At 72.6% G+C, this 24,181-nt stretch carries 22 protein-coding genes; 11 read left to right on the forward strand and 11 right to left on the reverse strand.

The annotated features are described in order from the left end of the window. The first annotated feature begins 113 nt into the window (after positions 1 to 113). Together AC6EXY_RS08105 and fdhD are read left to right on the forward strand one after the other, a co-directional pair. Positions 114 to 2,465, forward strand: coding sequence for an FdhF/YdeP family oxidoreductase (locus tag AC6EXY_RS08105; RefSeq protein ID WP_499817077.1), 2,352 nt, complete (start codon positions 114 to 116; stop codon positions 2,463 to 2,465). A gap of 5 nt (positions 2,466 to 2,470) precedes the next feature. Continuing rightward, complete coding sequence (fdhD, locus tag AC6EXY_RS08110; protein WP_499817076.1) at positions 2,471 to 3,313, forward strand: formate dehydrogenase accessory sulfurtransferase FdhD; 843 nt, start codon at positions 2,471 to 2,473, stop codon at positions 3,311 to 3,313. A gap of 17 nt (positions 3,314 to 3,330) precedes the next feature. On the opposite strand, the gene AC6EXY_RS08115 is transcribed toward fdhD, so the two are convergent. After that, the gene (locus AC6EXY_RS08115) at positions 3,331 to 3,837 is read right to left on the reverse strand and encodes a hypothetical protein (RefSeq protein WP_165818232.1); all 507 of its coding nucleotides are present in this window, start codon (positions 3,835 to 3,837) and stop codon (positions 3,331 to 3,333) included. An 80-nt stretch (positions 3,838 to 3,917) separates the two neighbouring features. After that, positions 3,918 to 4,217: a hypothetical protein gene (locus AC6EXY_RS08120; RefSeq protein WP_101830326.1), complete on the reverse strand. Its 300-nt coding sequence runs from the start codon at positions 4,215 to 4,217 to the stop codon at positions 3,918 to 3,920. Between the two features lie 206 nt (positions 4,218 to 4,423). Here AC6EXY_RS08120 and AC6EXY_RS08125 point away from each other — a divergent pair, with 206 nt between their 5' ends. The 3 genes from AC6EXY_RS08125 to AC6EXY_RS08135 all read left to right on the forward strand — a co-directional run bounded on the left by AC6EXY_RS08125 (position 4,424) and on the right by AC6EXY_RS08135 (position 8,461). Beyond that, the gene (locus AC6EXY_RS08125; RefSeq protein ID WP_499817075.1) at positions 4,424 to 5,971 is read left to right on the forward strand and encodes a CYTH and CHAD domain-containing protein; all 1,548 of its coding nucleotides are present in this window, start codon (positions 4,424 to 4,426) and stop codon (positions 5,969 to 5,971) included. Between the two features lie 159 nt (positions 5,972 to 6,130). Beyond that, the gene (locus AC6EXY_RS08130; RefSeq protein ID WP_101830331.1) at positions 6,131 to 6,679 is read left to right on the forward strand and encodes a flavodoxin domain-containing protein; all 549 of its coding nucleotides are present in this window, start codon (positions 6,131 to 6,133) and stop codon (positions 6,677 to 6,679) included. A gap of 294 nt (positions 6,680 to 6,973) precedes the next feature. Next, on the forward strand, positions 6,974 to 8,461 hold the full coding sequence (locus AC6EXY_RS08135; RefSeq protein ID WP_499817074.1) for a glycosyltransferase family 2 protein: 1,488 nt from the start codon (positions 6,974 to 6,976) through the stop codon (positions 8,459 to 8,461). 19 nt (positions 8,462 to 8,480) lie between these two features. Here the strand turns inward: AC6EXY_RS08135 and AC6EXY_RS08140 are convergent, their stop codons facing one another. Continuing rightward, positions 8,481 to 10,019 carry an NAD(P)/FAD-dependent oxidoreductase gene (locus AC6EXY_RS08140; protein ID WP_499817073.1) on the reverse strand — a complete coding sequence of 513 codons (1,539 nt, stop codon included), beginning with the start codon at positions 10,017 to 10,019 and terminating at the stop codon, positions 8,481 to 8,483. A 69-nt stretch (positions 10,020 to 10,088) separates the two neighbouring features. Here AC6EXY_RS08140 and AC6EXY_RS08145 point away from each other — a divergent pair, with 69 nt between their 5' ends. Continuing rightward, complete coding sequence (locus tag AC6EXY_RS08145) at positions 10,089 to 10,751, forward strand: TetR/AcrR family transcriptional regulator (protein ID WP_499817072.1); 663 nt, start codon at positions 10,089 to 10,091, stop codon at positions 10,749 to 10,751. 155 nt (positions 10,752 to 10,906) lie between these two features. Here the strand turns inward: AC6EXY_RS08145 and AC6EXY_RS08150 are convergent, their stop codons facing one another. Together AC6EXY_RS08150 and AC6EXY_RS08155 are read right to left on the reverse strand one after the other, a co-directional pair. Then, complete coding sequence (locus AC6EXY_RS08150) at positions 10,907 to 11,446, reverse strand: DUF1707 SHOCT-like domain-containing protein (protein ID WP_499817071.1); 540 nt, start codon at positions 11,444 to 11,446, stop codon at positions 10,907 to 10,909. A 132-nt stretch (positions 11,447 to 11,578) separates the two neighbouring features. Continuing rightward, positions 11,579 to 12,025 (reverse strand): NUDIX domain-containing protein, encoded by a 447-nt coding sequence (locus AC6EXY_RS08155; protein WP_101830321.1) that lies wholly within the window; start codon positions 12,023 to 12,025, stop codon positions 11,579 to 11,581. 586 nt (positions 12,026 to 12,611) lie between these two features. Here AC6EXY_RS08155 and AC6EXY_RS08160 point away from each other — a divergent pair. From AC6EXY_RS08160 to AC6EXY_RS08175, 4 genes are all read left to right on the forward strand, one after another. Then, positions 12,612 to 13,865, forward strand: a complete 1,254-nt coding sequence (locus tag AC6EXY_RS08160; RefSeq protein WP_243407200.1) for an ABC transporter substrate-binding protein — start codon at positions 12,612 to 12,614, stop codon at positions 13,863 to 13,865. Positions 13,866 to 13,902: 37 nt separating this feature from the next. Then, entirely contained in the window at positions 13,903 to 14,718 is an 816-nt protein-coding gene (locus tag AC6EXY_RS08165) for an enoyl-CoA hydratase-related protein (RefSeq protein ID WP_101830329.1), read from the forward strand. A gap of 116 nt (positions 14,719 to 14,834) precedes the next feature. Further along, the gene (locus AC6EXY_RS08170) at positions 14,835 to 15,944 is read left to right on the forward strand and encodes an amidohydrolase family protein (protein ID WP_101830319.1); all 1,110 of its coding nucleotides are present in this window, start codon (positions 14,835 to 14,837) and stop codon (positions 15,942 to 15,944) included. Between the two features lie 152 nt (positions 15,945 to 16,096). Beyond that, complete coding sequence (locus tag AC6EXY_RS08175) at positions 16,097 to 16,957, forward strand: TauD/TfdA dioxygenase family protein (RefSeq protein ID WP_101830318.1); 861 nt, start codon at positions 16,097 to 16,099, stop codon at positions 16,955 to 16,957. A gap of 63 nt (positions 16,958 to 17,020) precedes the next feature. Here the strand turns inward: AC6EXY_RS08175 and AC6EXY_RS08180 are convergent, their stop codons facing one another. The 4 genes from AC6EXY_RS08180 to AC6EXY_RS08195 form a co-directional block, all read right to left on the reverse strand. Continuing rightward, positions 17,021 to 18,226 (reverse strand): beta-1,3-glucanase family protein, encoded by a 1,206-nt coding sequence (locus tag AC6EXY_RS08180; protein ID WP_499817070.1) that lies wholly within the window; start codon positions 18,224 to 18,226, stop codon positions 17,021 to 17,023. Further along, entirely contained in the window at positions 18,226 to 19,746 is a 1,521-nt protein-coding gene (locus AC6EXY_RS08185; RefSeq protein ID WP_499817069.1) for a glycoside hydrolase family 18 protein, read from the reverse strand. The genes AC6EXY_RS08180 and AC6EXY_RS08185 overlap by 1 nt, the downstream gene beginning before the upstream one ends. A 128-nt stretch (positions 19,747 to 19,874) precedes the next feature. Next, complete coding sequence (locus AC6EXY_RS08190; protein WP_101833040.1) at positions 19,875 to 21,272, reverse strand: sensor histidine kinase; 1,398 nt, start codon at positions 21,270 to 21,272, stop codon at positions 19,875 to 19,877. Continuing rightward, on the reverse strand, positions 21,269 to 21,952 hold the full coding sequence (locus AC6EXY_RS08195) for a response regulator transcription factor (RefSeq protein ID WP_499817068.1): 684 nt from the start codon (positions 21,950 to 21,952) through the stop codon (positions 21,269 to 21,271). The genes AC6EXY_RS08190 and AC6EXY_RS08195 overlap by 4 nt, the downstream gene beginning before the upstream one ends. Positions 21,953 to 22,044: 92 nt before the next feature. On the opposite strand from AC6EXY_RS08195, the gene AC6EXY_RS08200 reads away from it, so the two are divergent. Continuing rightward, complete coding sequence (locus AC6EXY_RS08200) at positions 22,045 to 22,569, forward strand: hypothetical protein (RefSeq protein ID WP_499842318.1); 525 nt, start codon at positions 22,045 to 22,047, stop codon at positions 22,567 to 22,569. 52 nt (positions 22,570 to 22,621) lie between these two features. Here the strand turns inward: AC6EXY_RS08200 and AC6EXY_RS08205 are convergent, their stop codons facing one another. Together AC6EXY_RS08205 and AC6EXY_RS08210 are read right to left on the reverse strand one after the other, a co-directional pair. Beyond that, a complete protein-coding gene (locus AC6EXY_RS08205) occupies positions 22,622 to 23,422 on the reverse strand; it encodes an SDR family NAD(P)-dependent oxidoreductase (RefSeq protein ID WP_165818491.1) in 801 nt (266 codons plus the stop codon). Positions 23,423 to 23,932: 510 nt separating this feature from the next. Continuing rightward, positions 23,933 to 24,181, reverse strand: a 249-nt coding sequence (locus tag AC6EXY_RS08210; protein WP_499842319.1) for a zinc ribbon domain-containing protein, incomplete at its 5' end; no start/stop codon positions are given.

A 24,181-nucleotide genomic window follows, 5' to 3' on the forward strand; every position in this document is an offset into this window, starting at 1 on the left:
CAGCTGTTCCGCCCCCGGCGGACGGCGTAGGCGTCGGCAGCGGAAGCGGGTGGTCGCGGGGTGGTCGCCGGCCTGGCGGTTGCTGGTGGTGGTGTCCGGCGTCGATCGCGAGGATGGTGGAGACCATGGGCAGCGGCGGCGGGGACCTGAGGGATGACGACGCCCGGCTACGGGTGGGGGCGCCCGCGTCGTCGGCGGCGGGGCTGGCGGGGGTGGGGCACGCGCTGGCGCAGTCGTGGGAGCGGATGGGGCCGGGCCGGGCGGTGCGGACGCTGCGGCTGGTCAACCAGGACCACGGGTTCGACTGTCCGGGGTGTGCGTGGCCGGAGCCGCCGCCGGGGGAGCGGTCCGTCGCCGAGTTCTGCGAGAACGGCGCGAAGGCGGTGGCGGAGGAGGCGACCCGTAGCCGGGTGACGCGGCAGTTCTTCGCGGCGCATCCGGTGTCCGACCTCGCCGGTCGCTCCGGCCACTGGTTGGGCAGCCGCGGTCGGATCGTGGAGCCGGTGTACAGGGCGCCGGGCGCGGATCATTACGTCCCGGTCGGCTGGGACGAGGCGTTCCGAATCGTCGCCGCCGAACTGGGGGCTCTCGACAGCCCGGACGAGGCCGCGTTCTACACCTCCGGGCGCACCAGCAACGAGGCGGCGTTCGTGTGGCAGTTGTTCGCGCGGATGTTCGGGACGAACAACCTGCCGGACTGTTCGAACATGTGTCACGAGTCGTCGGGGGCGGCGTTGACCTCGACGATCGGAGTGGGTAAGGGGTCGGTGACACTGGCCGATCTGGAGTCCGCGGATCTGGTGCTGGTGGTGGGGCAGAATCCGGGGACGAATCATCCGCGGATGCTTAGTTCGTTGGAGCGGGTGAAGCGGGCGGGCGGCAGTATAGTCGCGGTGAATCCATTGCCGGAGGCGGGGTTGCTGCGTTTTCGTAATCCGCAGCACGCCCGGGGGATGGTGGGGCGTGGCACGGCGTTGGCCGACCAGTTCCTGCAGATCCGGCTGAACGGGGACATGGCGCTGTTTCAGGGGTTGTCGCGCCGGCTGCTCGACGCGGAGGACGCGGCCCCCGGCACGGTGCTCGACCACGCCTTCCTCGCCGAGCACACCAGCGGATTCACCGAGTTCGTCCACCATGTTCGTGCGCACCTGACCGACGCCGACATCGCCGTGGCGACGGGGCTCGCCGCCACCGAGATCGACGAGCTGGCCCGCCGGGTGCTGGCCGCCGACCGGGTGGTGGTGTGCTGGGCGATGGGCCTGACCCAGCACGCGAACGCGGTCGCGACGATTCAGGAGGTCGTGAACTTCCTGCTGCTGCGGGGGAACATCGGCCGGCCGGGGGCGGGGGTGTGCCCGGTGCGCGGGCATTCCAACGTCCAGGGTGACCGCACGATGGGAATCTGGGAGAAGATGCCCGACGCATTCCTTGACGCGTTGGGTGCCGAGTTCACCTTCACTCCGCCGCGGGCGCACGGCCATGACGTGGTGGAGACGATCCGGGCGATGCGTGACGGTCGGGTGCGGGTGTTCCTCGGCCTGGGTGGGAACTTCGTTGCGGCCGGGCCGGATTCGGCGGTGACCGAGGCGGCGATGCGGGCGTGTCGGCTGACGGTGCAGGTGTCGACGACGTTGAACCGTTCCCATGCGGTGACGGGGCAGGCGGCGTTGATCCTGCCGACGTTGGGGCGCACCGAGGTCGATGTGCGGGCGGGTGGGGCGCAGCAGGTCAGCGTCGAGGATTCGATGGGCATGGTGCACGCCTCCCGGGGCACGCTGCCGCCGGCCGGGCCGGACCTGCGCTCGGAGGTCGCGATCGTCTGCGGGCTGGCGGAGGCCACCCTCGCCCGCCGGGCGGACGATTCGGTGGACTGGTCGGGGTTGGCCGGGGACTACCGGCGGATCCGCGGTCACATCGCCCGGGTGGTGCCGGGATTCGAGGACTTCGATGCCCGGCTCGCCGCGCCGGGTGGCTTCCAGCTTCCGCATCCGCCGCGGGACAGCCGCACCTTCCCGACGCCGGACGGGCGCGCGGCGTTCACCGTGAACGCGGTGGAGATCCTGCGCGTGCCGCCCGGGCATCTGCTGCTGCAGACGGTGCGCTCGCATGACCAGTACAACACCACCGTCTACGGCCTCGACGACCGTTACCGCGGGGTGCGCGGCGGACGGCGGGTGGTGTTCGTCCACCCCGACGACCTCGCCGCGCTCGGCATCGCAGACGGCGACCATGTCGACCTGGTCAGTGTCTGGACTGACGGCGCGGACCGTCGCGCGGAGAACTTCCGGGCCGTGGCGTTCCCGACCGCCCGCGGTTGCGCCGCCGCCTACTTCCCGGAGACGAACGTCCTCGTCCCGCTGGACTCCACCGCCGCGCGCAGCAACACGCCCACGTCGAAATCCCTGGTCGTCCGCCTGGAGCCGGTCGTCCGTGCGGAGCCGGGCGCCCGTGCGGCGCAGGAGTAGACCGGATGGGACGGGCCAGTGACCGGCGGCGGGTGATCCGGGTGCGGGCGGGCGCGCAGGCCGCGGTCCGGCCGGACACGATCGCCGGCGAGGAGCCGCTGGAGATCCGGGTCGGCGGGCGGGCGCTCGCCGTCACCATGCGCACCCCCGGCGACGACATGGACCTCGCGCTCGGCTTCCTGCTCGGCGAGGGTGTGATCGGCGACGGGCGCGACGTCACCGCCATGCGCTACTGCGTGGGCCAGGACGGCGCCGTCGACGAGGCTGGGCGGCCCACCTACAACGTCCTCGACGTGACGCTCGCTGACGGTGTGCCGCCGCCCGAGGTCGACGTCGCCCGCGCCTTCTACACCACCAGTTCCTGCGGCCTGTGCGGCAAGGCGAGCATCGACGCGGTCCGGCTGCGCGGCCGCTTCCCCGTCGCCGACGACCCGCTGCGGGTCAGGCCCGAGATCGTCACCGGCCTGCCCGAGGCGCTGCGCGCCGCCCAGCGGTTGTTCGCCACGACCGGCGGCCTGCACGCGGCAGGTCTCGCCGGGCCGGACGGTGTGCCCTGGGTCGTCCGGGAGGACGTCGGCCGCCACAACGCCGTCGACAAGGTGATCGGTGCCGCCGCGCGCGCCGGCCGGGTGCCGCTGACCGGCCAGATCCTGGTGGTCAGCGGCCGGGTGTCCTTCGAGCTGGTGCAGAAGGCGATGATGGCCGGCATCCCGATGCTCGCCGCCGTCTCCGCTCCCTCCACCCTCGCCATCGACCTCGCCGAGGAGACGGGCATGACCCTCGCCGGCTTCGTCCGCGGCGACACGATGAACATCTACACCGCCCCCCACCGCGTCACCCTCACCTGACCGGGGGCGAGACCAGGTCAGCTGGGGCATTCCAGGCCGAGCTCGGTCCTGACGGCGGCGGGGACGCCGACGCCGCAGCCGACCTCGGAGGAACCGAGGTCCACGACCTTCCAGGTGCCGCGGGTCCGGTGCAGCACCGCCTGGGCGCCGCCGGCGGTGGGTGAGGAAGCGGCGGCGACGGCCCAGGTGGGGTCGATCGAGGAGACCGTGACCTTCTCGACGACCGCGTCCTGGGCGACGTCTGGATCACGCTTCACCGCGTCGGCGATCGCGGCGACGGGTGACGGGGACGCGGTGGCGACGGACGCCTGGGACGCGGACGCCTGGGACGCGGACGTCGGGGACGCGGACGTCGGGGATGTGAACGTCGGGGATGCGGTGACAGCCAGCGTCGGGGATGCCGTGGCGGTGGGTGTCTCGGACCTCGCGGTGTCCACGACAGTGGAGGTGGGGACGGCCGCCTGCTGCTGGCCGCTGTTGCATGCGCCCAGGGCCATGGTCAGTCCGAACACCGCCGATACCATCGCCAGGACCCTGGTACTCCCGATGCGCCTGCGTGTCACGTATCCCCCAGAACAGTGCGGTTGACGGCGGTTGGCATCGATCACAGTAAGGGCAGTCGGGGCGCGCCGCCGGTGAAGGCCCAGGCGTTCAGGACATAGGCGGCGCCGAGGAAGACGCCCTGGGGCGCATACGCCCAGCTCCCCGAGACGAGGCCGAGGGCTACCCCACCGGCCGTGGCGCCGAGCAGCCCCCAGGCCAGCGCGGGCACCGCCCGACCGTGCTTGAAGGCCCGGCCCTCGGCGGCGGGCCTGCAGGCGAGTTCCCACCGCCAGAGCGGCCGCCGGCGGCGCAGACGGCCGATGGACAGCAGCCGGGTGCCGTCGTCCCTCCCGGTGGCCATCCATCTTGGTGACGCCTTGCACCGAAATGCAACCACGACCGAGCTACCGGTGGCGCCAGACGGGGGACGGGCCCGTCCGGCGTCCCCGGTGGTCCCCGGTGAGGGCCATCGGAGCCGGGCGGCCGACTCGCGTGGAGCTTCAGGGTTTCAGGGTTGAGGGTGGGGAACGGGTGCGAGACAGCGCACTGGCGTGGGGAGGCCCGATCATGACCGTCGTCCATGAGGTGGAGCACACGTTCGCCGTGAACGAGGCGTTCCGGGTGCCTCCGTTCGACGGCGTCCCGGGCGTAGATTCGATCGCGGATCGTGGTGAGAAGCGGCTGGATGCCGTTTACTTCGACACCGACGATCTGCGCCTGGCCCGCAACCGGATGACGCTGCGCCGCCGGGAGGGCGGCGACGACGCCGGCTGGCACCTCAAGATCCCCACCGCGGACGGCGCCCGCGACGAGATCGGCCGCCCGCTCGGCGAGGCGGGTCACGTCCCGGACGACCTGGTTGATCTGGTCGCCGTCCGGATTCGGGGCGCCGAGCTGCATCCGGTGGCGCGGGTGACGACCGTGCGGCGGGTGCGGCGGCTGCGCGACGCGGCCGGGCACGATCTGCTCGAGGTCGCCGACGACGAGGTCAACGCTCGCACGATGGGGCGGCGGACGATCGTCTCCCGGTGGCGCGAGATCGAGATCGAGGCGCTCGACCCGGCCGCCGTCGCGCTGCTGCCCGCCGCCGGGGAAATACTGCGGGAGGCCGGGGCTCGGCCCGCGGTGCTGCCGTCGAAGCTGCGCCGGGCCCTCGCCGTCGACGTCGGCCGGCCCGATCTCGAGGCCGAGCGGCCGCGCCCCACCGCCTCCGCGACCGCCGGCGAGGTCATCCACGCCTACCTGGTCGAGCACACCGCGGCGCTGCTCGACAATGATCCGGGAGTGCGGATCGACGCGCCCGAGTCCGTGCACGACATGCGGGTCGCCGCGCGGCGGTTGCGCAGCACCGTCCAGACCTTCCGGCCGCTGTTCGACGCCGGGCGGGCCGGGCCGATCGAGGCCGGGCTGCGGGAGATCGGCGAGGTGCTCGGCGAGCCGCGCGACGCCGAGGTGCTGCTCGCCGGCTTCACCCGGGCACTCGCTGAGCAGCCCGTCGACATGCTGCTCGGCCCGGTGCGGGCCCGCGTGCAGGAGACGTTTCTGGGGGAGCGGCTGCGGGCTCGGGAGGCTGCGCTCGACTACCTGCGCGGGTCGCGGTACCTCGCGTTCATCGAGGAGCTGCTCGCCTTCGTCGGGGACGCGGAGCAGACCGACCTCGCGCGCAGGCGGGCCCGGGCGGTGCTGCCGAAGCTGGTCGCCAAGGCTGATCGGCGGCTCACCCGGCGGGTGGACCGTGCCCGCGCGATCACCGTCGCCGGCGCGGAGCGTGACATCGCCTACCACGGTGCCCGCAAGGCGGCGAAGCGGCTGCGCTATGCCTGCGAGCTGATGGAGCCGGTGGCGGGCAGGGACGCCGTCCGCCTGGCGAAGCGGGCCCGGCGGGTGCAGAACGAGCTCGGCGAGCATCATGACAGCGTGGTGGCGCTGGCCCGGCTGCGCCGCCTCGCGGTCTCGGCGAACCTCGCCGGCGAGTCGTCGTTCACCTATGGCCTGCTCGCCGGGCAGGAACGCGCCCGCGCCGGCACGCTGCTGACCTCCTTCGAGACCACTTGGGCCGACGCCGGCCGCCCCCGCCTGCGCCGCTGGCTGCGCCGCTCCCGCAGGCACGCTTAGCGCCCTATCTCCTGCCGCGGCGGGTCCGGATGTCCCCCGCGGCGCCGACGTTCGGCGGCTGGTGTGGGCCGCGCCACGGATGTCCACTGAGTTACGAGCGTGCGACGGATGTGTGCCGTCCATGCCGGGACGAACCGGACGGCGCGGGTGGAGGCTGCGGTGACGCGAGCTCTGGTGGTGTACGGGACGACGTACGGGGGGGCCGGCCGGGTGGCCGCGGCGCTCGGCGCCGCGCTGCTGGCCCGAGGGCTGGACACCGAGGTCAGCCCGGTGCGGCAGGTGGGCGGCGTGGCCCCCTTCGACGCGGTGGTCGTGGCCGGCGCGCTGCGCGGCGGCCGCTGGGCGCGCGATGCCCGCCGCCTGGTGCATCAGGGACGTGACCTGCTGGCCCGGATGCCGGTCTGGCTCGTCGCCGCCGATCCGGAGGTGTCGGCCGCCACAGCCCACCGACTGGCGCCGGTGGCCCAGCTGGCAGAGATGGCCGCCCTGGTCGACGCCCGCGGGGTGGTGACCGTCGGCGTCCCGTTTCCCGCGGGCCCCGGCGCGTTCGGTTCCCTCGCCGACGCCGTCGTGGCCGCGGTGCCGCTGGGGAAGCTGCGGGCGGTGCCGGCCTGGGGGAGCGGTGGAGCGTCGGCCGGGCGGGAGCGGGCGCGGTTGCGTCTTGTCCGAACGGCGTCGGACGCTCCGGCGACGAACGTTGCCATGTGACCTGCATCACGTAGAGATGGGAGCTTTCGGGAGTGCGTGGGCGCCCCCCGGCTGGCGTGGCAATATTTAGACCAACCCCGTCCGCGCCAGGAGCGCCGTGATTCCGCACGGCTCCGCCTGTCCGCGCGCGTGGGCTCACCTCCTTCGCCTCCACTGCTGTTGTGCCTTCACTTCCCCGGGACGTTGTCGATGGCTGCCGCAAAAAACGTTGAAGCCGTTGTCATAAACTGGAAGAGGCCGCAAAACGTCGGCCGGATTGTTCGTGCACTGCGTAACCAATCGACAGCATGTACGGTGACGATTTGCGATACTCACCCCGAGCCCCGGTTCGCGCTGCCGGCGGAGGTCCTGGGCGCGGCCGACCGGGTCTACCGCTGGCAGCACAACACCGGGCCGTACTCCCGGTTCGTGCCGCTGGCCGCGTACGACCACGAGTTCACGTTCTTCGTCGACGACGACATGGTGCCCGGCCGGCGGTGCGTCGAGCACTTCGTTGAAACGGCCGGATCGCTGCCGGATCTGGGCGTGATCGGGCAGCTTGGCCGAGTCATTCCCGAATCCGGCGTCTACAGCCCCCGTGACGTGCCGCGGCTGCCTCGGGCGCGGGAGGTGGACGTTCTTGTCCGGGGATTCTTCGTGCGCACCAGAAATCTGCACCACGTCGCCCAGCTCCGTTGGCTGATGAACTATGTCGACGAGACGGTGCCCGAGGACGACATGGTGCTCTGCGTGGCGATGCGGCTGTGCGGCGGACTGCGCAACTATCTGACCCCGTCCGATCCCGATCCGGCGACGCTCATGAACGAGGCCGAACTACCTGATCCGCACGCGCTGCACCGGCGCCCCGACCACCTGCGGCGCCGGGTGGACTTCATGCGGGCCGCCCTCGACCTCGGCTGGCCGGCGCTGCGCCCGGCAGGCCCTGCCCACGCCCCTGCTCCCCGCCTGCCCCGGCAACCTGACCGCGACCAGGTCGACCGCGACCGGGTCGACGTCGTTCCCGCGGCCGCCCGTCCGGGAACGAACGGGGCGCGGCGACCGCGCCGGTCGCCGTCGAAGGGGGTGCTGTACCTGGCGCTGGGCGAGGAGTACGGGCGGCTGGCGACGGACAGCGCCCGCACGCTGCGGCTGCACGGCTACGACGGCCCGGTCCGGGTCGTCACCGACCGGCCGAGCCGAGACCTCGCCGACCTCGAATGCGAGGCTCACGTCGTCGGGGAGCTGTCCCGCGGCTTCGCCAGCCGCTTCCACAAGACCCAGCTGTACCGATGGTCGTTCGAGCGGACCCTGTTCCTCGACGCCGACACGGTGGTGATCTCCTCGATCGGCGAGATCTGGGAGCAGCTGGCCGGGCACGACATGGCGATGGCCCCGGACATGCACGCGTCGGTCGGGCACGTGCTGACACACAGCGTCAACGACCCGGCCCGCCGCGCCCCGGAATACCAGCTCATGCGTGACCTGGGCCTGACCGGGCGCCGCTACTACAACAGCGGTGTCATGCTGTTCGGGCAGGGGAGGCGCACCGCGGACGCCTTCGACCGCTGGCACCGGGAGTGGAACCGGTTCCGCGGCGAGGACCAGCTCGCCCTGGTCCGCGCGATCGCCGCCAGCGGCCTGCGGGTGCGCACCCTCGACTCGAGCTGGAACCGCCGCCCCAGGGCGTTCGCCTCCGTCGACGAGGCCCGGGCGTCCGGCGTGCGCATTCTGCACTTCCTGTCGCGCCAGCGAACCCTGCTGACCGACACCTACCTCGGCGTCGTCGCCGAATACCTGGGATAGCTCCCTGCCTCGGCCTGGATCACGACGGGCGCGCGGCCCGCCGGACCACCGGCGCGCCCCGCCCCGTGCCGCGGGCCCAGCCAGGTCCGTCATCGGTACCGGCGTCGGCGCCGGCGGAGGTTGTCTGCTCGTGGTATTCCTGGTCGACGTTGACGGACCAGACGTCGTGGTCGGTGCCGTCCAGGATGTTCTCCACGGTCAGCATGGCCGTCAGCATCGAGTGGTCCGCGTTGTTGTAACGGTGCATGCCGTTGCGGCCGACCGGGTGTACCTGAGGGAGGTTGGCAGCCAGCCATGCACGGATCACCTCGACATTGCGCCGGTAGTACTGGTCGTAGGTCGGGTACGCCTTGGGGACGCGCACGACATGGCCGGCCTCGACGGCGCCCGGCCGCACCAGGCCCAGCGTCTCCAGCTCCGCGATCGCCAAGGTGACGAGGTCGTCGTCCGACCGGGACCATATGTCGTCTCCCTCGAAGACGAAGTACTCGAGCCCGAGACAGGTCCGCCCGTCCTTCACCATGAACGGCGACCAGGATCCGTAGTTCTGGATCCGGCCGACCCGCACCCCGGGGTCGTGGATATAGATCCAGTTGTCGGGAAAGCCGAACTCCTGCGGTACGACCAGCGCGACAGTCAGATAGTCCCGGTACCGCAGGTCGCGGGCCGCGTCGAGGACCGGCGGCGGAGGCGGTGGGTCGATGCTCGCCACCAGGGTGGACAGCGGCGTCGACGAGATCACGTGGTCGGCCGCCACCTGGTACGGCTCACCGGACGTGGGGGTGACCGTGACGGCGCCGACCTGGCCGCCCGACCGGTGCACCGCGGTGACGGCCGCGTTCAGGGTGAGCGATCCGCCCATCTTCACGACCTGACGTGCGGCCGCCTCCCACATCATTCCCGGGCCGAGCCGCGGATAGTGAAACCGCTCGATCAGGCTGGTGATGTCGGAACGCCCGCGGCCCGGCCGGACCGCGTCCAGGACGGCGGCGGCGAGTGACATGTTCTTCACCCGTTGGGCCGCCCAGTCGGCGGGCATCTCGCTCACCGGCATTCCCCAGACCTTCTCGGTGTACGTCTTGAAGAAGGTCCGGTAGAGACGCCAGCCGAAGCGGGAGACGAGCCACGCCTCATAGTCGGCATCTGGATCCCGGGGTGGCCGGAGCCTCGCCCAGCCATACGACGCGAGCGCGAGGGCGGAGTCGCGCGGGCCGAGGTTGCGCAGCGCGTTCAGGGGGCGGAGCGGATAGTCGTAGAGATTTCCGCGGTAGTAGATCCGGCTCATGCGAGGACGAATCAGAAAATCCTCGTCACCGAGGATCCGATGCCACAGCTGTTCGACGCGGGCGACCTTGGTGAAGAACCGGTGACCACCGATGTCGAAGCGCCAGCCGTCCCGCACCACGGTGCGGCTGATGCCGCCCACGACGTCGTCGGCCTCGAAGACGGACACCGGCAGTCCGCGCTCGGCGAGCTGGTGCGCGGCCGTCAGGCCGGCGGGGCCGGCGCCGATGACGACCGTGCGGGAAAGGTCATCCGCCGGGCTGTTCAGAGGCATCGGACTGCTCCTCAATAGTCGATCATGTCCAGAGAGTTGGACATACATGTCCAAGACTAGCCTGGCGGGGTGGAAGGTCCGACCGACAGGCCCCGGCGTCCGGCTCCGCGGGGGCTTCCGGCGAAGCGACAGGCGATCATCGATGCCGCCCTGCGGCTGTTCGTCCGGCACGGCTTCGCGGCCGCCACGCTCGAGGACGTGGCGCGGGAGGCGGGCGTGTCCCGGCAGACCGTCTACAGCCACTTCGGCGACAAGGACTCCCTGTTCCAGGCGGTCGTCGAGGCCCACCTGGCCATGGCCCTCGAGGCGTTGGACGAGGTCAGGGCGGATCCGCTGGACGCGGCGCCCGATCCCGCAGCCCAGCTCGACGAGCTGGCCAGGCGGCTCGCCGGTATCGCCCGTGACCCGCGCAGCGTGGCGCTGCGCCAGCTGCTGCGGACCGAGGGGTCGCGCCGCCCCGAGCTGTTCGAGATCTGGCGCACCCGGGTGGCCCGGCCGGTCTTCGCCGAGGTGGGCGCCCACCTCACCCGGCTCGCGCACGGCGGCCTGCTGCGCATCGACGATCCGGTCCGCGCGTCGGGCCAGTTCATCGCGCTGGTGTGGGGGACGGGCTGGCAGCTGTCCGCGCTGCGCGACGTGGCGGGGGCGGCGGCGGACGGTCCGGACGAGGCCGCGCTCGCCGCCGCGCGCACGGCCAGCGTCGCACTCTTCGTCCGCGGTTACCGTCCATAGCCCTGGCCGGCGGACGGGCCGGTAGCACCGATTCGGCACATGGCTCACCCAGCTGAACAACCAGGGCGCGCGGATTACCCTTCGCTGATACGAGCTGCCCGCCGCGGGCGCCTGAGCCGGCTCAAGGTCTGGTCCGGCTCAGCGTCTGGTCCGGCTCAGCCGCCGACGCGGCTGGCTTCGCTGTCGTGTGTGCGGTGGCGGTGGTGATGATGGTGGTCGCGGTGGTGATGGCGGCGGGGCTGGTCGATGCCGTGGCGGTGATGGTGGGCCTTGGCGACGAAGAGGCCGACGAGGAGCAGCGGCCAGGGGAACCAGCCGGTCCCGCGGGAGACCAGCACCAGCAACGCGATGTAGGACGCGACCGCCACCGGAACCAGGTAAGGACGCAGCCGCGCCGCGCCGCGCTCGCGTAGCCACGCGGCCGGAGCCGACGGGCGGGGAGCGGGCTGCTCGGTGCGCGGCCGGGGCTGCAGGTCCGCGGTGAGCGGGGCGAGCTCGTCGAGGGTGCGGGCGGCGTAGGCGCGGGCGAGCCGGTCGTCCGCCTCCTCCAGGGACAGCTGGCCGGTGCCGGTGGCCCAGCACACCCAGTCGGCGGCCGCCGCGCGGTCCGCGTCACTGGCCCGCAGCCCGCCACGAGGAGCCGCCCGCCCCTTGCTGAGATTCACCGGGGTGAGACCCACAGAACCGTCCGCCATCCCGCTCCTCCTTCGGCGGCCACGCCATACCGTGCCCTCAACGATATATCGGATTAGTCGCCGCGTCTCTGCGACAGCTCCGGCCGACCGGGCCCCGCAACTCTCGTCGGGCGACCAACTCGGCACGTGGGTCTAACGGTCCGGCCAGCCGGGGCGGGAGAAGGCCTCGCCGGTGAGATGGAGGCGGACGATCTCCCGGGTGTACGGCAGGGTGCGGTCGGGCAGGTCGGTCGGCGAACGCCAGCACAGGCCCGCGCACACGTCGGGCTCCCGGATGGTCGGCTCGCCCTGCCAGCGACGCACGGCGAACCCGAAGCCGAGGCGGGCCTCGCTGTCCGGCGGCAGCGCGTGGGTGACGCCGGCGAACGTCACGTCCCGGGCGGCGACCGTGAGGCCGAGCTCCTCGTCGAGTTCGCGCACGGCGGCGCTGACGACGTCCTCGTTCGGTTCGATCCGCCCGCTGGGCAGCGCCCACCAGCCGCTGCCGTAGATGTCGCCGGCGCGCAGGGTGAGCAGGATCCGCTCGTCACGGACCAGCAGCAGGAGGACGTCCACTGGGGTTCGGTGCTCCTCGCGCACGGCGCCAACCTACCGTGCGACGCGTGCGATGCGGCGGCATCCGGTGCGTTCCGGGCACTGGCGTGCGGTCGAATCGCTCCGCGGTTGCGCCGTCCGCACCCGTCACCCGATTGAAACCCGGTGTTAGGACAGCTGGTCCTATCACCCCGGAAGGACGTCGGCGGGTCTCCTGGAAGCGAGACGGCGAGACGGCGAGACGGCGAGACGGCGAGACGGCGAGACGGCGAGACGGCGGGACCAGTGGGGGACAGGTCGGTCCCGCATCGTCCCCGGCGCTGGTCATGTTAAAGGCGTCACGATGGCTTGATAATGTGCTCGTTGGCGTCCCGTTGCTGGTCCGGTAGCCTGCGGGACACTGACGGCAGTGTCCCGGAAAGGCCGTGCGGTGGCCGCTCGGTGAATCCTTGGCAAATTTGAGGCCAAGCTTCACGGGGTCAGCTCCCCCTTTCGGGTGCGGTGGATGGGAAGCGCCACTCGGCCCCCGCGGGGCCGGAATCTCTTGGTAGTGTTCCCTCCGCTGCGCGGGTATTCCCGCAGGGTCTGCCGTATATCGCGGAATTCCGCCGCTCCGCCCCAGGGAGAAACGGTGTTCACTCGACGTCCCGGGTCCCTTCTCCGTCGGCCGCTCGGACGACGGTTCGCGGCCACGGGGGTTGCCGCGGTCCTGCTCGCCGTGGGCGCGGGGCTCGCGGGGTGCTCGTCGTCCGACCCGGCATCCGTGGCGGCCTGCGCGTCACCCGGGGTGGACGACCATCAGATCAGCCTCGGCGTGCTCTACCCGGACTCCGGGCCGGTCGCGGGGATCTACGCGGCCGCCCGGGCCGGGATCGACGCCCGGCTCGGGGCGGCCAACGCCGCCGGCGGCGTTCACGGCCGGCGGATCACCTACCAGTGGCGTGACGACCAGGGCGTCCCGCTGCCCAACGGCATCGGCGCGCGCGAGCTCGTCGAGCAGCGGGGGGTGTTCGGGCTGATCGAGCTGTCGGTGGCCGCGGCCGGTAGCGCCGCCTACCTCACCCAGCGAGGCGTGCCCGTCACCGGCATGGCCTCGGACGACATCTGGACCCGTGCGCCCAACATGTTCGCCGCGACCACCTCCACCGGCGCCGCGGTCGACACGCAGGGGCAGTTCGTCCAGGAGCGGGGTGGACGCCGCGCGGTGATCCTGCAGACCGCCCTGTCGCCGGCGCAGTCGAGCGCGGCCGAGTCCTACGCGCGCAGCCTGGTGGCCGCCGGGGTGCAGGTGCTGGGCACGGTCACCTACACCTCCGGGGTCGACGACCCGGCGCTGGTGGCGCGGCGGATCGCGGCGACGCGGGCCGACACCGTCGTCGGCGTCATCGAGCCGCACGATCTCGTCGACGTCGTGGACGCGCTGCGTGGGGGCGGCTACAACCCGAAGGTCGTGCTGTCCGCCAATGGCTACGACCACGACCTGCTGCAGACCTACGGCCCACGGATGGCCGGCATCGCCGTGCCGGTGTTCTACCGCCCGTTCGAGCTCGGCGGTCCGGGCATCAATGCCTACGTCACCGCGATGCACCGCTTCGCCCCGCAGGTCACCCAGCCCGAGCAGGACATCGCCGTCGCCGCGTACATCAGCACGGATATCTTCCTGCGCGGACTGGACCTGGCGGGCGCCTGCCCCACCCGGGCGCGGTTCATCGAGGCGCTGCGCGGGGTGAACAGCTATGACGCGGACGGTCTGATCAACACGATCAGTTTCCGGGTCGGCCCGGCTCGTCCGACCACGTGCTACTCGTTCGTGCAGGCGAACACGACCGGCAGCGGATTCGTCGTCGTGGAGCCCAACCTCTGCGGTCACCTGCTGAATCCGTGACCGGCGCGAGCCCCCGCCCCGGACTACGGTGGGGGTCGTGAGCAATGTGGTCGAGTGCGACATCGTCGACGCCATCGCGGACGTCCGGCTGAACCGGCCGGAGAAGCGCAACGCCATCAACGACGCGATGTTCGACGAGCTGCTGGCGGTCGCCACCCGCCTCGCCGGCGACGCGTCGGTGCGGGCCGTCGTCCTGTCCGGGGTGGGGCACGGATTCTGTGCGGGGCTCGACTTCGACCAGTTCCGCGCGTTCGCCGCCGAGGGCGAGGCCGGCGAGAAGCCGTTCGCGGACCCGGGCGACCCGGCCGCCGGCGGCCGGCGCATCCCCGGGCGGGGGCAGCGGATCGTCTCGGCCCTGCGCGCGGCGGACGTGCCCGTCGTCGCCGCCGTGCACGGCGCCGCCATCGGCGGCGGGCTGCAGCTCACGCTCGGCGCGGACCTGCGATTCGTCACCGCGGACGCGAAGCTCGGGCTGCGGGAGATCGAGTTCGGCATCACGCCGGACATGGGCGGCACCCAGCTGCTGCCCCGACTGGTTGGATCGGACGTGGCGATGGACCTGATCCTGTCCGGTCGGCTGCTGTCGGGCACGGAGGCCGTAGCCGCCGGCCTGGCCACCCGGGTGTGCGCGGACCCGCGGGCCGAGGCGTTCGCGTTCGCGCGCATGGTCGCCGGCCGCAACCCTCTGGCCGTGCGTGGGGTCACCTCGTTGCTGCGCACCTCACTGACCGCGACGGTCGAGGAGGGCATGGCTGCCGAGCTGCGCGTCATGGCCGCGAACATCGGGACTCCGGACCAGGCCGAGGCCACCCGCGTCTACTTCGAGCGGCGCGCTCCCGTCTTCCGCGCCTGACGGCCGCATCCAGTCCGGATGTGGCAATCAAGCAGATTCATTACAATGGGGTGACTGATTTAGGTTGGGTGCCTGCCGGTGGCGTGGCCGCGGCGGGCCACGCTGAAGGGCGCGTGATGGACAAGATCTGGGCCAACTCCGGGGACTCCCACTTCCTCGAGCCGGAGGATCTGTTCGCCCAGGCGCTGCCGCCGCGGCTGGCGGAGCGGATGCCGAGGTCGGAGAAGTTCGACGGCTACGAACTGCTGCACGTCGACGGTCAGACGATCAGGCGTCCCATGCCGAAGCCGATCCGTGACGGTGAGTTCAAGGGTCAGACGATCGAGCAGATCAGCCACCGTCCGCCGGGCTCGAAGGACGCGCGGCTGCGCCTCGCCGACCTCGACGAGGAGGGCATCTGGGGCGAGGTCACCTACCCGTCGTTGGGGATGTGGGCCACCCTGATCCGGGATCCGGAACTCGTCCGCGAGGCCGCGAAGGCGCTCAACGACTGGGCCGTCGAGGCGCTGCAGGGTCTCTCGCCCCGCTTCGTCGCCACCGCCAGTCTGCCTCTGCTCGACACCGCCGACGCCGTCGCCGAGCTGCAGCGCTGCGCCGGCCTCGGCTACCACGCCGTGTTCCTGCCGACCGTGCCACCGGCGGGCCGGCCGCACTGGAACGACGAGGCATGGGACCCGCTGTGGGCGGCGGCCGAGGAGGCTGGGCAGGTCATCGCCTTCCACATCGGTACCGACGGTGAGAACGTCGTCTACCGCGGCCGCGGCGGGGCGCTGCTGAACTTCAACGAGACCAGCTACGGCGGGCAGCGCGCCGCCGCCATGATGATCGCCTCCGGGGTCTTCGACCGGCAGCCGACCCTGAAGGTGCTGGTCTCCGAGGGCGGGGCGACCTGGGTGCCCTTCCTCGGTGACCGGCTCAACGAGTCCGCGCGCCAGCAGCCGATGTTCGTCTGGCCCAAGCTCGACCGGCAGCCCAAGGACTACATGAACCGGCACATCTACGCCTCGTTCCAGCACGACGAGACGGCGATCCCGACGTTCACCTCGATGGGTTACCGCAACGTCATGTTCGGTAGCGACTACCCCCACATGGAGGGGACCTACGGGCACACCCAGAAGACGCTGCACAACCTGTTCGACGGCATCGACGACGCCACCCGCGACCGCATCACCATGGGCGCGTTCCTCGAACTGTTCCCGCACGTCGGCCGCCCGCCGGCGAACTGACGGGAGCCCGCCGCCGCGCGAGCGCGGACCTGCTCGCCCCGGACCGGGCGCCGGCCGGGGCGAGCAGGTCCGCACCGCCGGACGTCGACGGATCCGGACATCGGCATGGTTCAGGTACATGGTTTGACGACGGTAGGCGGGAGTGACCGAGGATGATCGAGACGAGGCTGGTCGGCCCCTTCGGGGCGACCATCACCGACCTGGACCTCACCGGCGAGCTGTCGGACGACGCGGTCCGCGCGGTCACCGACGCGCTCTACCGCAACCGAGTCCTGCTCTTACCGGGGCACCAGCTTTCCCGTGAGCAGTACGCCCGCTTCGGTGGTGCCTGGGGCACGCCGATCTCCTTCTTCGTCCCGCGTCACCGGGACAACGACTATCCCGAGATCATCAGGATCACCAACTCGCCGGCGACCTCGCCGGAGTCGCGCGACGGCGCGATGCACTGGCATTCGGACAGCTCCTACGAGGCGGTGCCGGCCGCGGTGACCATGCTCTACACCCGGGAGATGCCGGCGTCCGGCAACTCCACCCGCTTCGCCGACACCGCCGCCGCCTACGAGGCACTGCCCGAGGCGATGCGCAGGCGCGTCGATGACCTCGTGGTCCTGCACGACCCCCGGGGCGGCAAGGTCACCACGGCCGGCGAGGTGCGCGGCCGCGGTTCCACCACCGACCTGCCCGTCGTCACCCATCCGCTGGTCGCTGTCCACCCGGTCACCGGCCGCCGCTCGCTGTTCGGCTTCTCCGGGACGGCGGCGGGGATCGTCGGGATGGCGGAGGCTGACGCGATCGAGCTGCTGCTGGAGCTCAAGCGATTCGTCCTGCGGCCGCGCTTCCAGCAGGAGGTCCGGGCCGAGGTCGACTCCATCCTCATCTGGGACAACTGGTCGGTCGTACACAGCGCGACGCCGACGGTCTACAGCGACCGCGACGGCGAGCGGCGTCTCGTCTACCGGATCAGCACCCGCGGCATCCCCGGCGTCCACGCGTCTGTGTCACCCGGGCCGTGAACAGGGCTCGGGAGGGCGGCTCCTCGGAGGGGTCGGAACCGTCCTCCCGAACGGGCGGGTCGCTCAGAACGGGGTGAGCGACAGGGTCATCGACGTCGGCGTGGTGTCCTGCACGTAGGACGCGAAGCCGCCGACGTCGTCGAACGGGAAGCCGTACGCCCGGCCGTCGGCGGCGTGCGCGTGCATGACCTTGCTGTAGACGTTCGTCACCGCGTCGGTGTAGAAGCCGGCGGGGGCACCCGTCGGCTGGGTGGCGCCGGTCAGCAGGGTCGAGCGGTTGAAGCCGGCGCCGAGCACGGCGGCGACGGGGCCGGTCAGCCCGTCGTTCGCAGCGGCGAGCGCCCCGGCGCAGAACAGCACGTCGCGGGTGCTGGGCCGGGAGATCGGCGCGACGCCGCCGTCGAAGCGCAGCACCCCGTCCCGCACCCGGCCGGTACGCGTCGCCCCGCCGGCGTCGACCGTCAGCGGGGTGGACGCGTACCGGTTCCACACCGCGTCGATGTAGCCGTCGTAGTAGCCGGCGGGGAAGATGCCGCTCTCGATGCCGTGCCCGGGGGCGATCACCCGCAGGTCGTCGACGACCAGCGGGGCGAACGCGGACGCGGCCCGCAGGTCGGCGAAGATCGCGTCCCGGCCGCCGCGGGGGATGGTGCCCGCCGTCTGGTCGGCGGCGCCGCGCAGGCGGATCGACAGTGGCACGCTGAACATGTCGACCATCGTGGTGTTGCAGAACATGCCCGCCGGGTTGTGGGTGAACTCGACGAAGTCGTGCAGCACCCGGTAGCTCGGATCGCTCGCCACCCAGCCGGCGGGATGCTGCAGCGCCGCGTTGCCCGCGCCGTCGGTGACGACCCTGAAACGGATCGGGTCGCCGATCGAGACGTAGATCCGCCCGGACATGTTCGCCGGCACCGCGAGCCGCGTGTCGCCGTCGTCCACCAGGGGGATCGACAGGTCGGCGAAGCCGTCGGCGCCGTTGTCGGCGGCGGACACCGTCCGGGTGGAGCCGTCCGGGTGGCTCGCGACCTGCCGGCCCGTACCGAGGTCGGTGCCCACGATGTACACCCGGATCTGCGCGTTGGTGTAGCGGTAGGTGTGGTTGACGATGGTCAGCGGCAGGGCGCCGGCCGGCACCGCCGCCGCGGCGAGCTGGGCGCCGACCGGTCGTCCGGGCGCGCTCGACCGGTCGAGGATCTTCGCGGTCCCCGCGGTGGCGGCGCCGAGGGCCACCGCACCCGCGCCGCCGAGCAGGAGCCGTCGGGTCGGCATCAGCGGGCCGACAGCGCGCGGACGAAGTCCAGCGGCTGCTGGTCGATGCTGCTGCAGGTCGGCTGCGCGGAGCCGGTGGCCCCGCCGGGGCACGGCTTGTCCCGGGTCAGCGACCACATCGCGAGCCACGCCAGGTCGTGCTGCGCGGCGAACGCGGCGAGCTGGCGGGCGTCGGCGACGGTGAAGACCTCGGTGGCGACGTCGTTGACGCCGATCATCGGGGTGACGGCGAGGCGGTGCCAGGCGTCCGCGTCGGACAGCCCGAACACACCGCGGATCTGCGCCTGGGTGGCGGTGGCGGCGTCGATGGCGTATTGGCCCATCCGCCCGGCCGGGTTCGGGGCGACGCCGTCGCCGAAGTCCATCGCCATCACGTTGACCGCGTTGACGTTCACCCCGTTCGCCTTCGCGTTCGCGAGCAGGTTCACACCGTCCTGGGTCAGGCCGGTGGGCAGTACGGGCAGGGTGAACGACACGTCCAGCGTCCGGCCCGCCGCCGCGGCGTCACGCTGCAGGGAGGCGATGGCCTGCGCCCGGCGGGTGCTCGCCGCGGTGTCGGCGGTCGCCGCGCCCTCGATGTCGAAGTCGACGCGGGTCAGCGCGTAGGTGCTGATCACCTTGCCGTAGGCGGCGGCGAGGTCCGTCGCGCTGGTGCACGCCTGGCCGAGCTCGATGCCGTTCGCGCCGCCGAAGGAGACCCGCGGCTCGCCGCCGAGCGCCCGCAGCTGACCGATCTGGCCCGGCACCCCGTCCTGGTTCAGCTCGGAGACGCCGCCCCACTTCGGCGTGCAGCCGCCGCCGGACAGGACGAACGCGAGCGTGTAGTCGTCGACGCCCGTGGCCTTCGCCGTCGCGACCAGATCCGCCGGCGGGTACAGGGACGTGTCGACGTACGGGCTGAACCCGCCGCCGCCACTGGCGGGCGCCGGCGCTGTAGTGGCCGGCGCTGTGGTGGCCGGCGCCGTCGTGGCGGGGGCGGTCGTGGCCGGCGGTGCGGTGGTCGATGCCGACGCCGGCGGCGAGGCCGGGGCGGTGGGGGAGGTGGGGGAGGTCGCCGGCGTGCTGGGGGAGCCGGCCGTGGCGGCGCAGTCGACGCCGTTGATGCGGCAGCCGGTGGGCTCGGCGCTTGCGCCGCCCGGCGCGGCCACCACGAAGCCGATGTCGACGGACTTGCCGGGATCGAGGGTCTTCTGCCAGGCCGGCGGGGTGACCGCCACGTGCTGCCCGTCGACCTTGTACGCGGCGTTCCACAGCGAGGTGACGCGGGCGCCGGAGGGGAGGTCGAAGCTGAGGGCATAGCCGTCGGCGGCGGTGGTGCGGTTGGTCACCCGGTACTGCGCCGAGTAGCCGGTGCCCCAGTCGCCGGTGCGGGAGTACGCGGCGCTCACCTCGGCGGCGCTCGCCGTCCCGGACAGGGCGGGGACGATCGCGAGGCTGAGGCCGCCGGCGACGACGAGCGTCCCGGCGGTGCCGAGGACGAGCTGGCGGCGGCGCCGGTGCCGTCCGCGCGGGGAGGACATCGCTGGTCTACCTCCGGGGTGTGATCGGGCGGGGTGTGATCGGGCCGGCCGTGGGTGGGCCGGTGAAGGCGGACGCTAGCCCGCGTGACGATCACCGGAACCGTTGCTGAGGTAGAGCAGAAACGTATTTAAGGTGCAGTTAGGGATCGCCGAGGACCGAGTCGCCGGAGCCGCCTGGGTCGAGGCCGGGACAGGGCCGGTGCCGTGACGCGCAGGCGCAGGTCGAGGCCGGCCCCACCGAGCACGCTGACGCCGACGGTGAGCTCGCCGCCGGTCGACGCCGCCACCCGGCGGGCGATGTCCAGCCCGAGACCGGTCGAGCCGGTGCCGCCCGCACCAGCGCCGCGCCGCAGGGCCGCGTCCGGATCGGGGATCCCTGGGCCGGCGTCGGCGATCCTGACCGTCACCGCGGTGGCGGTCGCGTGCAGCTCGACCGCGTAGGCGACGCCCTCCTCGGTGTGCCGGTAGATGTTGCCCAGCAGCGCGTCGAGCGCGGCGGCGAGCTCGGCGCGGGCCACCGGCACCCAGGCGGGTCGCTCGACGCCGTCGAGCCACCAGGGACGGCCCTGGTCGTCGGCGAGGGCCGCCCAGAACTCGGCGCGGTCGCGGACGACCTCGGCGGCGTCGCAGCGGTGCGGCTCGGGCTCGTCCTCGGCTCGGCTGCGGGCGGTGCGGATGATCTGGTCGACCTCGTGCTCCAGGCGGGCCACCGCCTCGCGGGTCTGCGCGGCGGCCTCGCCGTCGTCCAGGCCGGCGATGTTGAGCCGGAGCACTGTCAGCGGCGTGCGCAGCCGGTGCGACAGGTCGGCGGCGAGTTCCCGCTCGGCGGCGACGAGCAGCTGGACGCGGCGCGCCATCGTGTTGAACGCGGCGGCGGCGGCCCGCAGCTCCGGCGGCGCCCCCGGGTCGTCGTCGGCAGCGCGGGCGGCCAGGTCGCCGGCGCCCAGCTCGCGGGCGGCGTCGGCGAGCGAGCGGGCCGAGCTGACGATGCGGGTGCCGAGCCGGTCGGCGGCGGACACCGACATCGCCACCAGCACCGCCGCGACCGCCAGCAGCACCAGCCAGGCGGTGGCGACGCCGTGGTCGACTGACCCGGCCGGCACGAACACCTCGACGACCGCGATCCGCGCGTCGTCCACCGCCACCGGCTGCAGCACCGCGAAACCGCCGGCCACCTCGACGACCGACAGCCGCCCACCGGCCGCCACGGCCCGCAGCGCGGCGGTGCCGATCCGCGAGCGCCCCACCGTCGTCAGCCCGGCAGCGGTCCCGGCGGTGGACCGGGCGGGGACGTGGACGGCGACGCGGCCGGCGGCGCCGTCGGCCGTGCTCGCCACCGCGCGGCGCAGGGCGTCCTGGTCGGTGGTGATCGCGAGCGCCGGTCCGAGCTGCGCGGCCTGCCGCTCGGCGCGGGTGAAGGCCCGGTCATGCGCGCTGTGCTGGACGAGCAGCCCGAGCGGGACGAGGAACGCCAGCGCCACCATGGTCGTGACCGCCACCGCGACCCGCGCCAGCGCCCATCTCACAGCGGGTCCGGTGCCTCGAGGCGGACGCCGACGCCGCGCACGGTGTGCAGGTAGCGCGGCCGGGCCGCGGTCTCCCCGAGCTTGCGGCGCAGCCAGGACAGGTGGACGTCGATCGTCTGGTCGCCGCCGTAGGACTGCTGCCACACCGCGGTCAGCAGCTCGCGCCGTGGCACGACGGCGCCCGGCCGGGCGGCCAGGAAGGCGAGCAGGTCGAACTCGCGGCGGGTCAGGTCGAGCTCCCGGCCGGCCATCGTCGCGGTGCGCCGCCGGGGATCGACGACCAGATCGCCGACGCGCAGGGCCGGATCGGCGCCCGTTCGGTTCGAGCGGCGCAGCACCGCCGTGACACGGGCGTTGAGATGCTCCGGCGAGAACGGCTTGACCAGGTAGTCGTCGGCGCCGCTGTGCAGCAGGCGGACGATGCCGGCGTCGTCGTCGCGCGCGCTCGCCACGACCACCGGGACGTCGCTCACCCCGCGCAGCATCCGCAGCACCGACGCGCCGTCGAGGTCGGGCAGGCCGAGGTCGAGCACGACCAGGTCGCAGCCGACCTGGGTGACCTCTCGCACCGCGTCCAGCGCGGTGCCGACGCTGCGCACGGCATGCCCCGCGGCCGACAGGTGCCGCACCAGCGCGGCCCGCACGGCCGGGTCGTCCTCGACCACGAGAACAGTCGCCATAGCCGGTAACCGTACGCAGCCCGAACTGTCGAAATGCGGGAGACTCGGCCAAATGCCGTATAGCGTGTGAACTACGGCAGTATGGCACCAAGATGATGAGCCGGTTGCTGATCCGCCTCGGCGCCTGGGCGGCGGCCACCCTGCTGGCCATGACGGTGTCGTGGTTCGGGGTGCGCACCGCCCTGTTCGCCGACGCCCGCGCCGACGCCCCGCAGGCCATCCCGATCGCCCCGGCAGCGCCGTCACCGGGCGCGGCGAGCGGCCGGCCCCAGCCGCCCTCCGGCTCACCGACGCCTTCACCGACGCCACTCGGCGCCACGACAGCCCCCGACCTCGCCACCCCGGCCCCACGGCCGCCGCCCGCCGCCGTTGCCCCGGCGGTCGCGTCGCCCTCCAGCACCGCGACCGTGCAGGCCTACCAGCTCACCGGCGGTCGCGTCGTGCTCGAGATGACGCAGACGTCGGCGCGGCTGGTGTCGGCGACGCCCGAACCCGGCTGGCAGGTGCAGGCCTGGCAGGCGACGGGCTGGCTGCGCGTTGACTTCAGCCGCGAGGGCGCCGCCTCCTCGTGCTTCGTCACCTGGAACGGCCACCCGCCGTCCGTGCAGACGACCTGACCGCCGTCGCCGCGCTGCTGTCGCCGCGCTGCTGTCACCGCATCGCGGTCGATCAGCGCATCGTGGTGGTGACGCCGGCGTCGACCACGAGGGTCTGCGCGGTGATCCACGTCGAGTCGTCGCTGAGCAGGAACAGCTCCGCGTTCGCGATGTCCCACGGGGTGCCCTCGTCGGGCAGCAGTCCGCCCGCGCGGCGCCGCTCCCGCAGCTCCTCGACGCTGACGTCGGGAATCGCGAGGGCGACATGCGGCGACCACACCTGGCCGATGGTGACCTGGTTGACCCGGATGCGGTCGGGACCGAGCTGGCCGGCGAGCGACAGGGTGAGCCCGTCGAGCGCCGACTTCGAGGTCGTGTACGCCATTCCCGTGGGGGCGGTCCAGCGCAGCGAGGCGATCGAGCCGACGTTGACGATCGACCCGCCGGCGCCGGTCGAGCGCATGGCCATCGCCGCGGCGCGGGCGCACAGCATCGCCGCGGTCACGTTGACCGACAGACTGCGGTTCCACGCCTCCAGGTCGAGCTCGTCCAGGCTCGTCCGCACGGAGATGCCCACGTTGTTGACCAGGCCGTGCAGACCGCCCCAGCGGGTGACCGCCGCGTCGACCATCGCGCCGGCGACGGCGGGATCGCTGACGTCGCCGGCGAACGCGGCCGCCTGCCCGCCCTCGGCGTCGATCCGGTCGCTGGCCGCGGTCGCACGCTCCGGGAACAGGTCGACGCACAGCACCGCGGCGCCCTCGCGGGCGAAGGTGATCGCGGCGGCCTGACCGTTGCCGACCGCGTCACCGGATCCCTGCGTACCCGCCCCCGTCACGATCACGACCTTGCCGGCCAGTCGACCGTCAGCCATGTGCGCTCCTTTCCCGATGCTTCCGCCGTCACGCTGCCCTCCCGTCACCCTCGTGTCGCCCGCGTCGACAGTCAACATCGTGGGTGAGCAGGGGCGAGGCGCTGTTGTGAGCGACCGGTCGGATTGAGTTGAATAGAGGATTCCGTGTTTGACGCTCGTCTGTCGTCGCTCGCGGAACCGCGTGGCGGTTCCCGCCAAGGTCCTGGCGTCACCGACCAGCAGCTCGGGCCGCGGCGACGAGGATCCCGATCCCGGCCCGCGCGCCCGATACCGCCGGTCGCGTAACGGGGGGAAGGATGCGGGATACCCGCGCGCCTGCTGCCGATCTGGAATCTGCCAGACCTGAATCCGATGGATCGGGAAACGGCCGCGGCGCCTTCCGCGGCCTCGCCGACGCGGCTGGCCATCAGCCTCATGGGCGGCATCCAGTCGATCATCCTCGCCACGGGACGGTCGATCACCGGCCCGGTGCGGCTCAGCCGTTGCGTGAGGGCGCCAGATAGCTGGCGTTCATGCCGCCTCACCTTTCGGTGGGGCACCCCGGGTCTGACCGGCCGTGGCCGTGCCCGGTTCCTGTTTCACAGCCACCTGCCCCGCAAGCGGGGTCCTCTGGTCGACTCCACGGGCGTTTACCGTCTCCGATGTACTGGCGGCGACGAGGTTTGCCAGGTTGACCGCGGCGTTGCGGTCGCGGTCGGCTACCAGCCCGCAGGACTGGCAGGTGAACGTACGGTCCGACAGGGTGAGGCTTGGGTTTCG

This window comes from Frankia sp. RB5, from assembly GCF_059816245.1.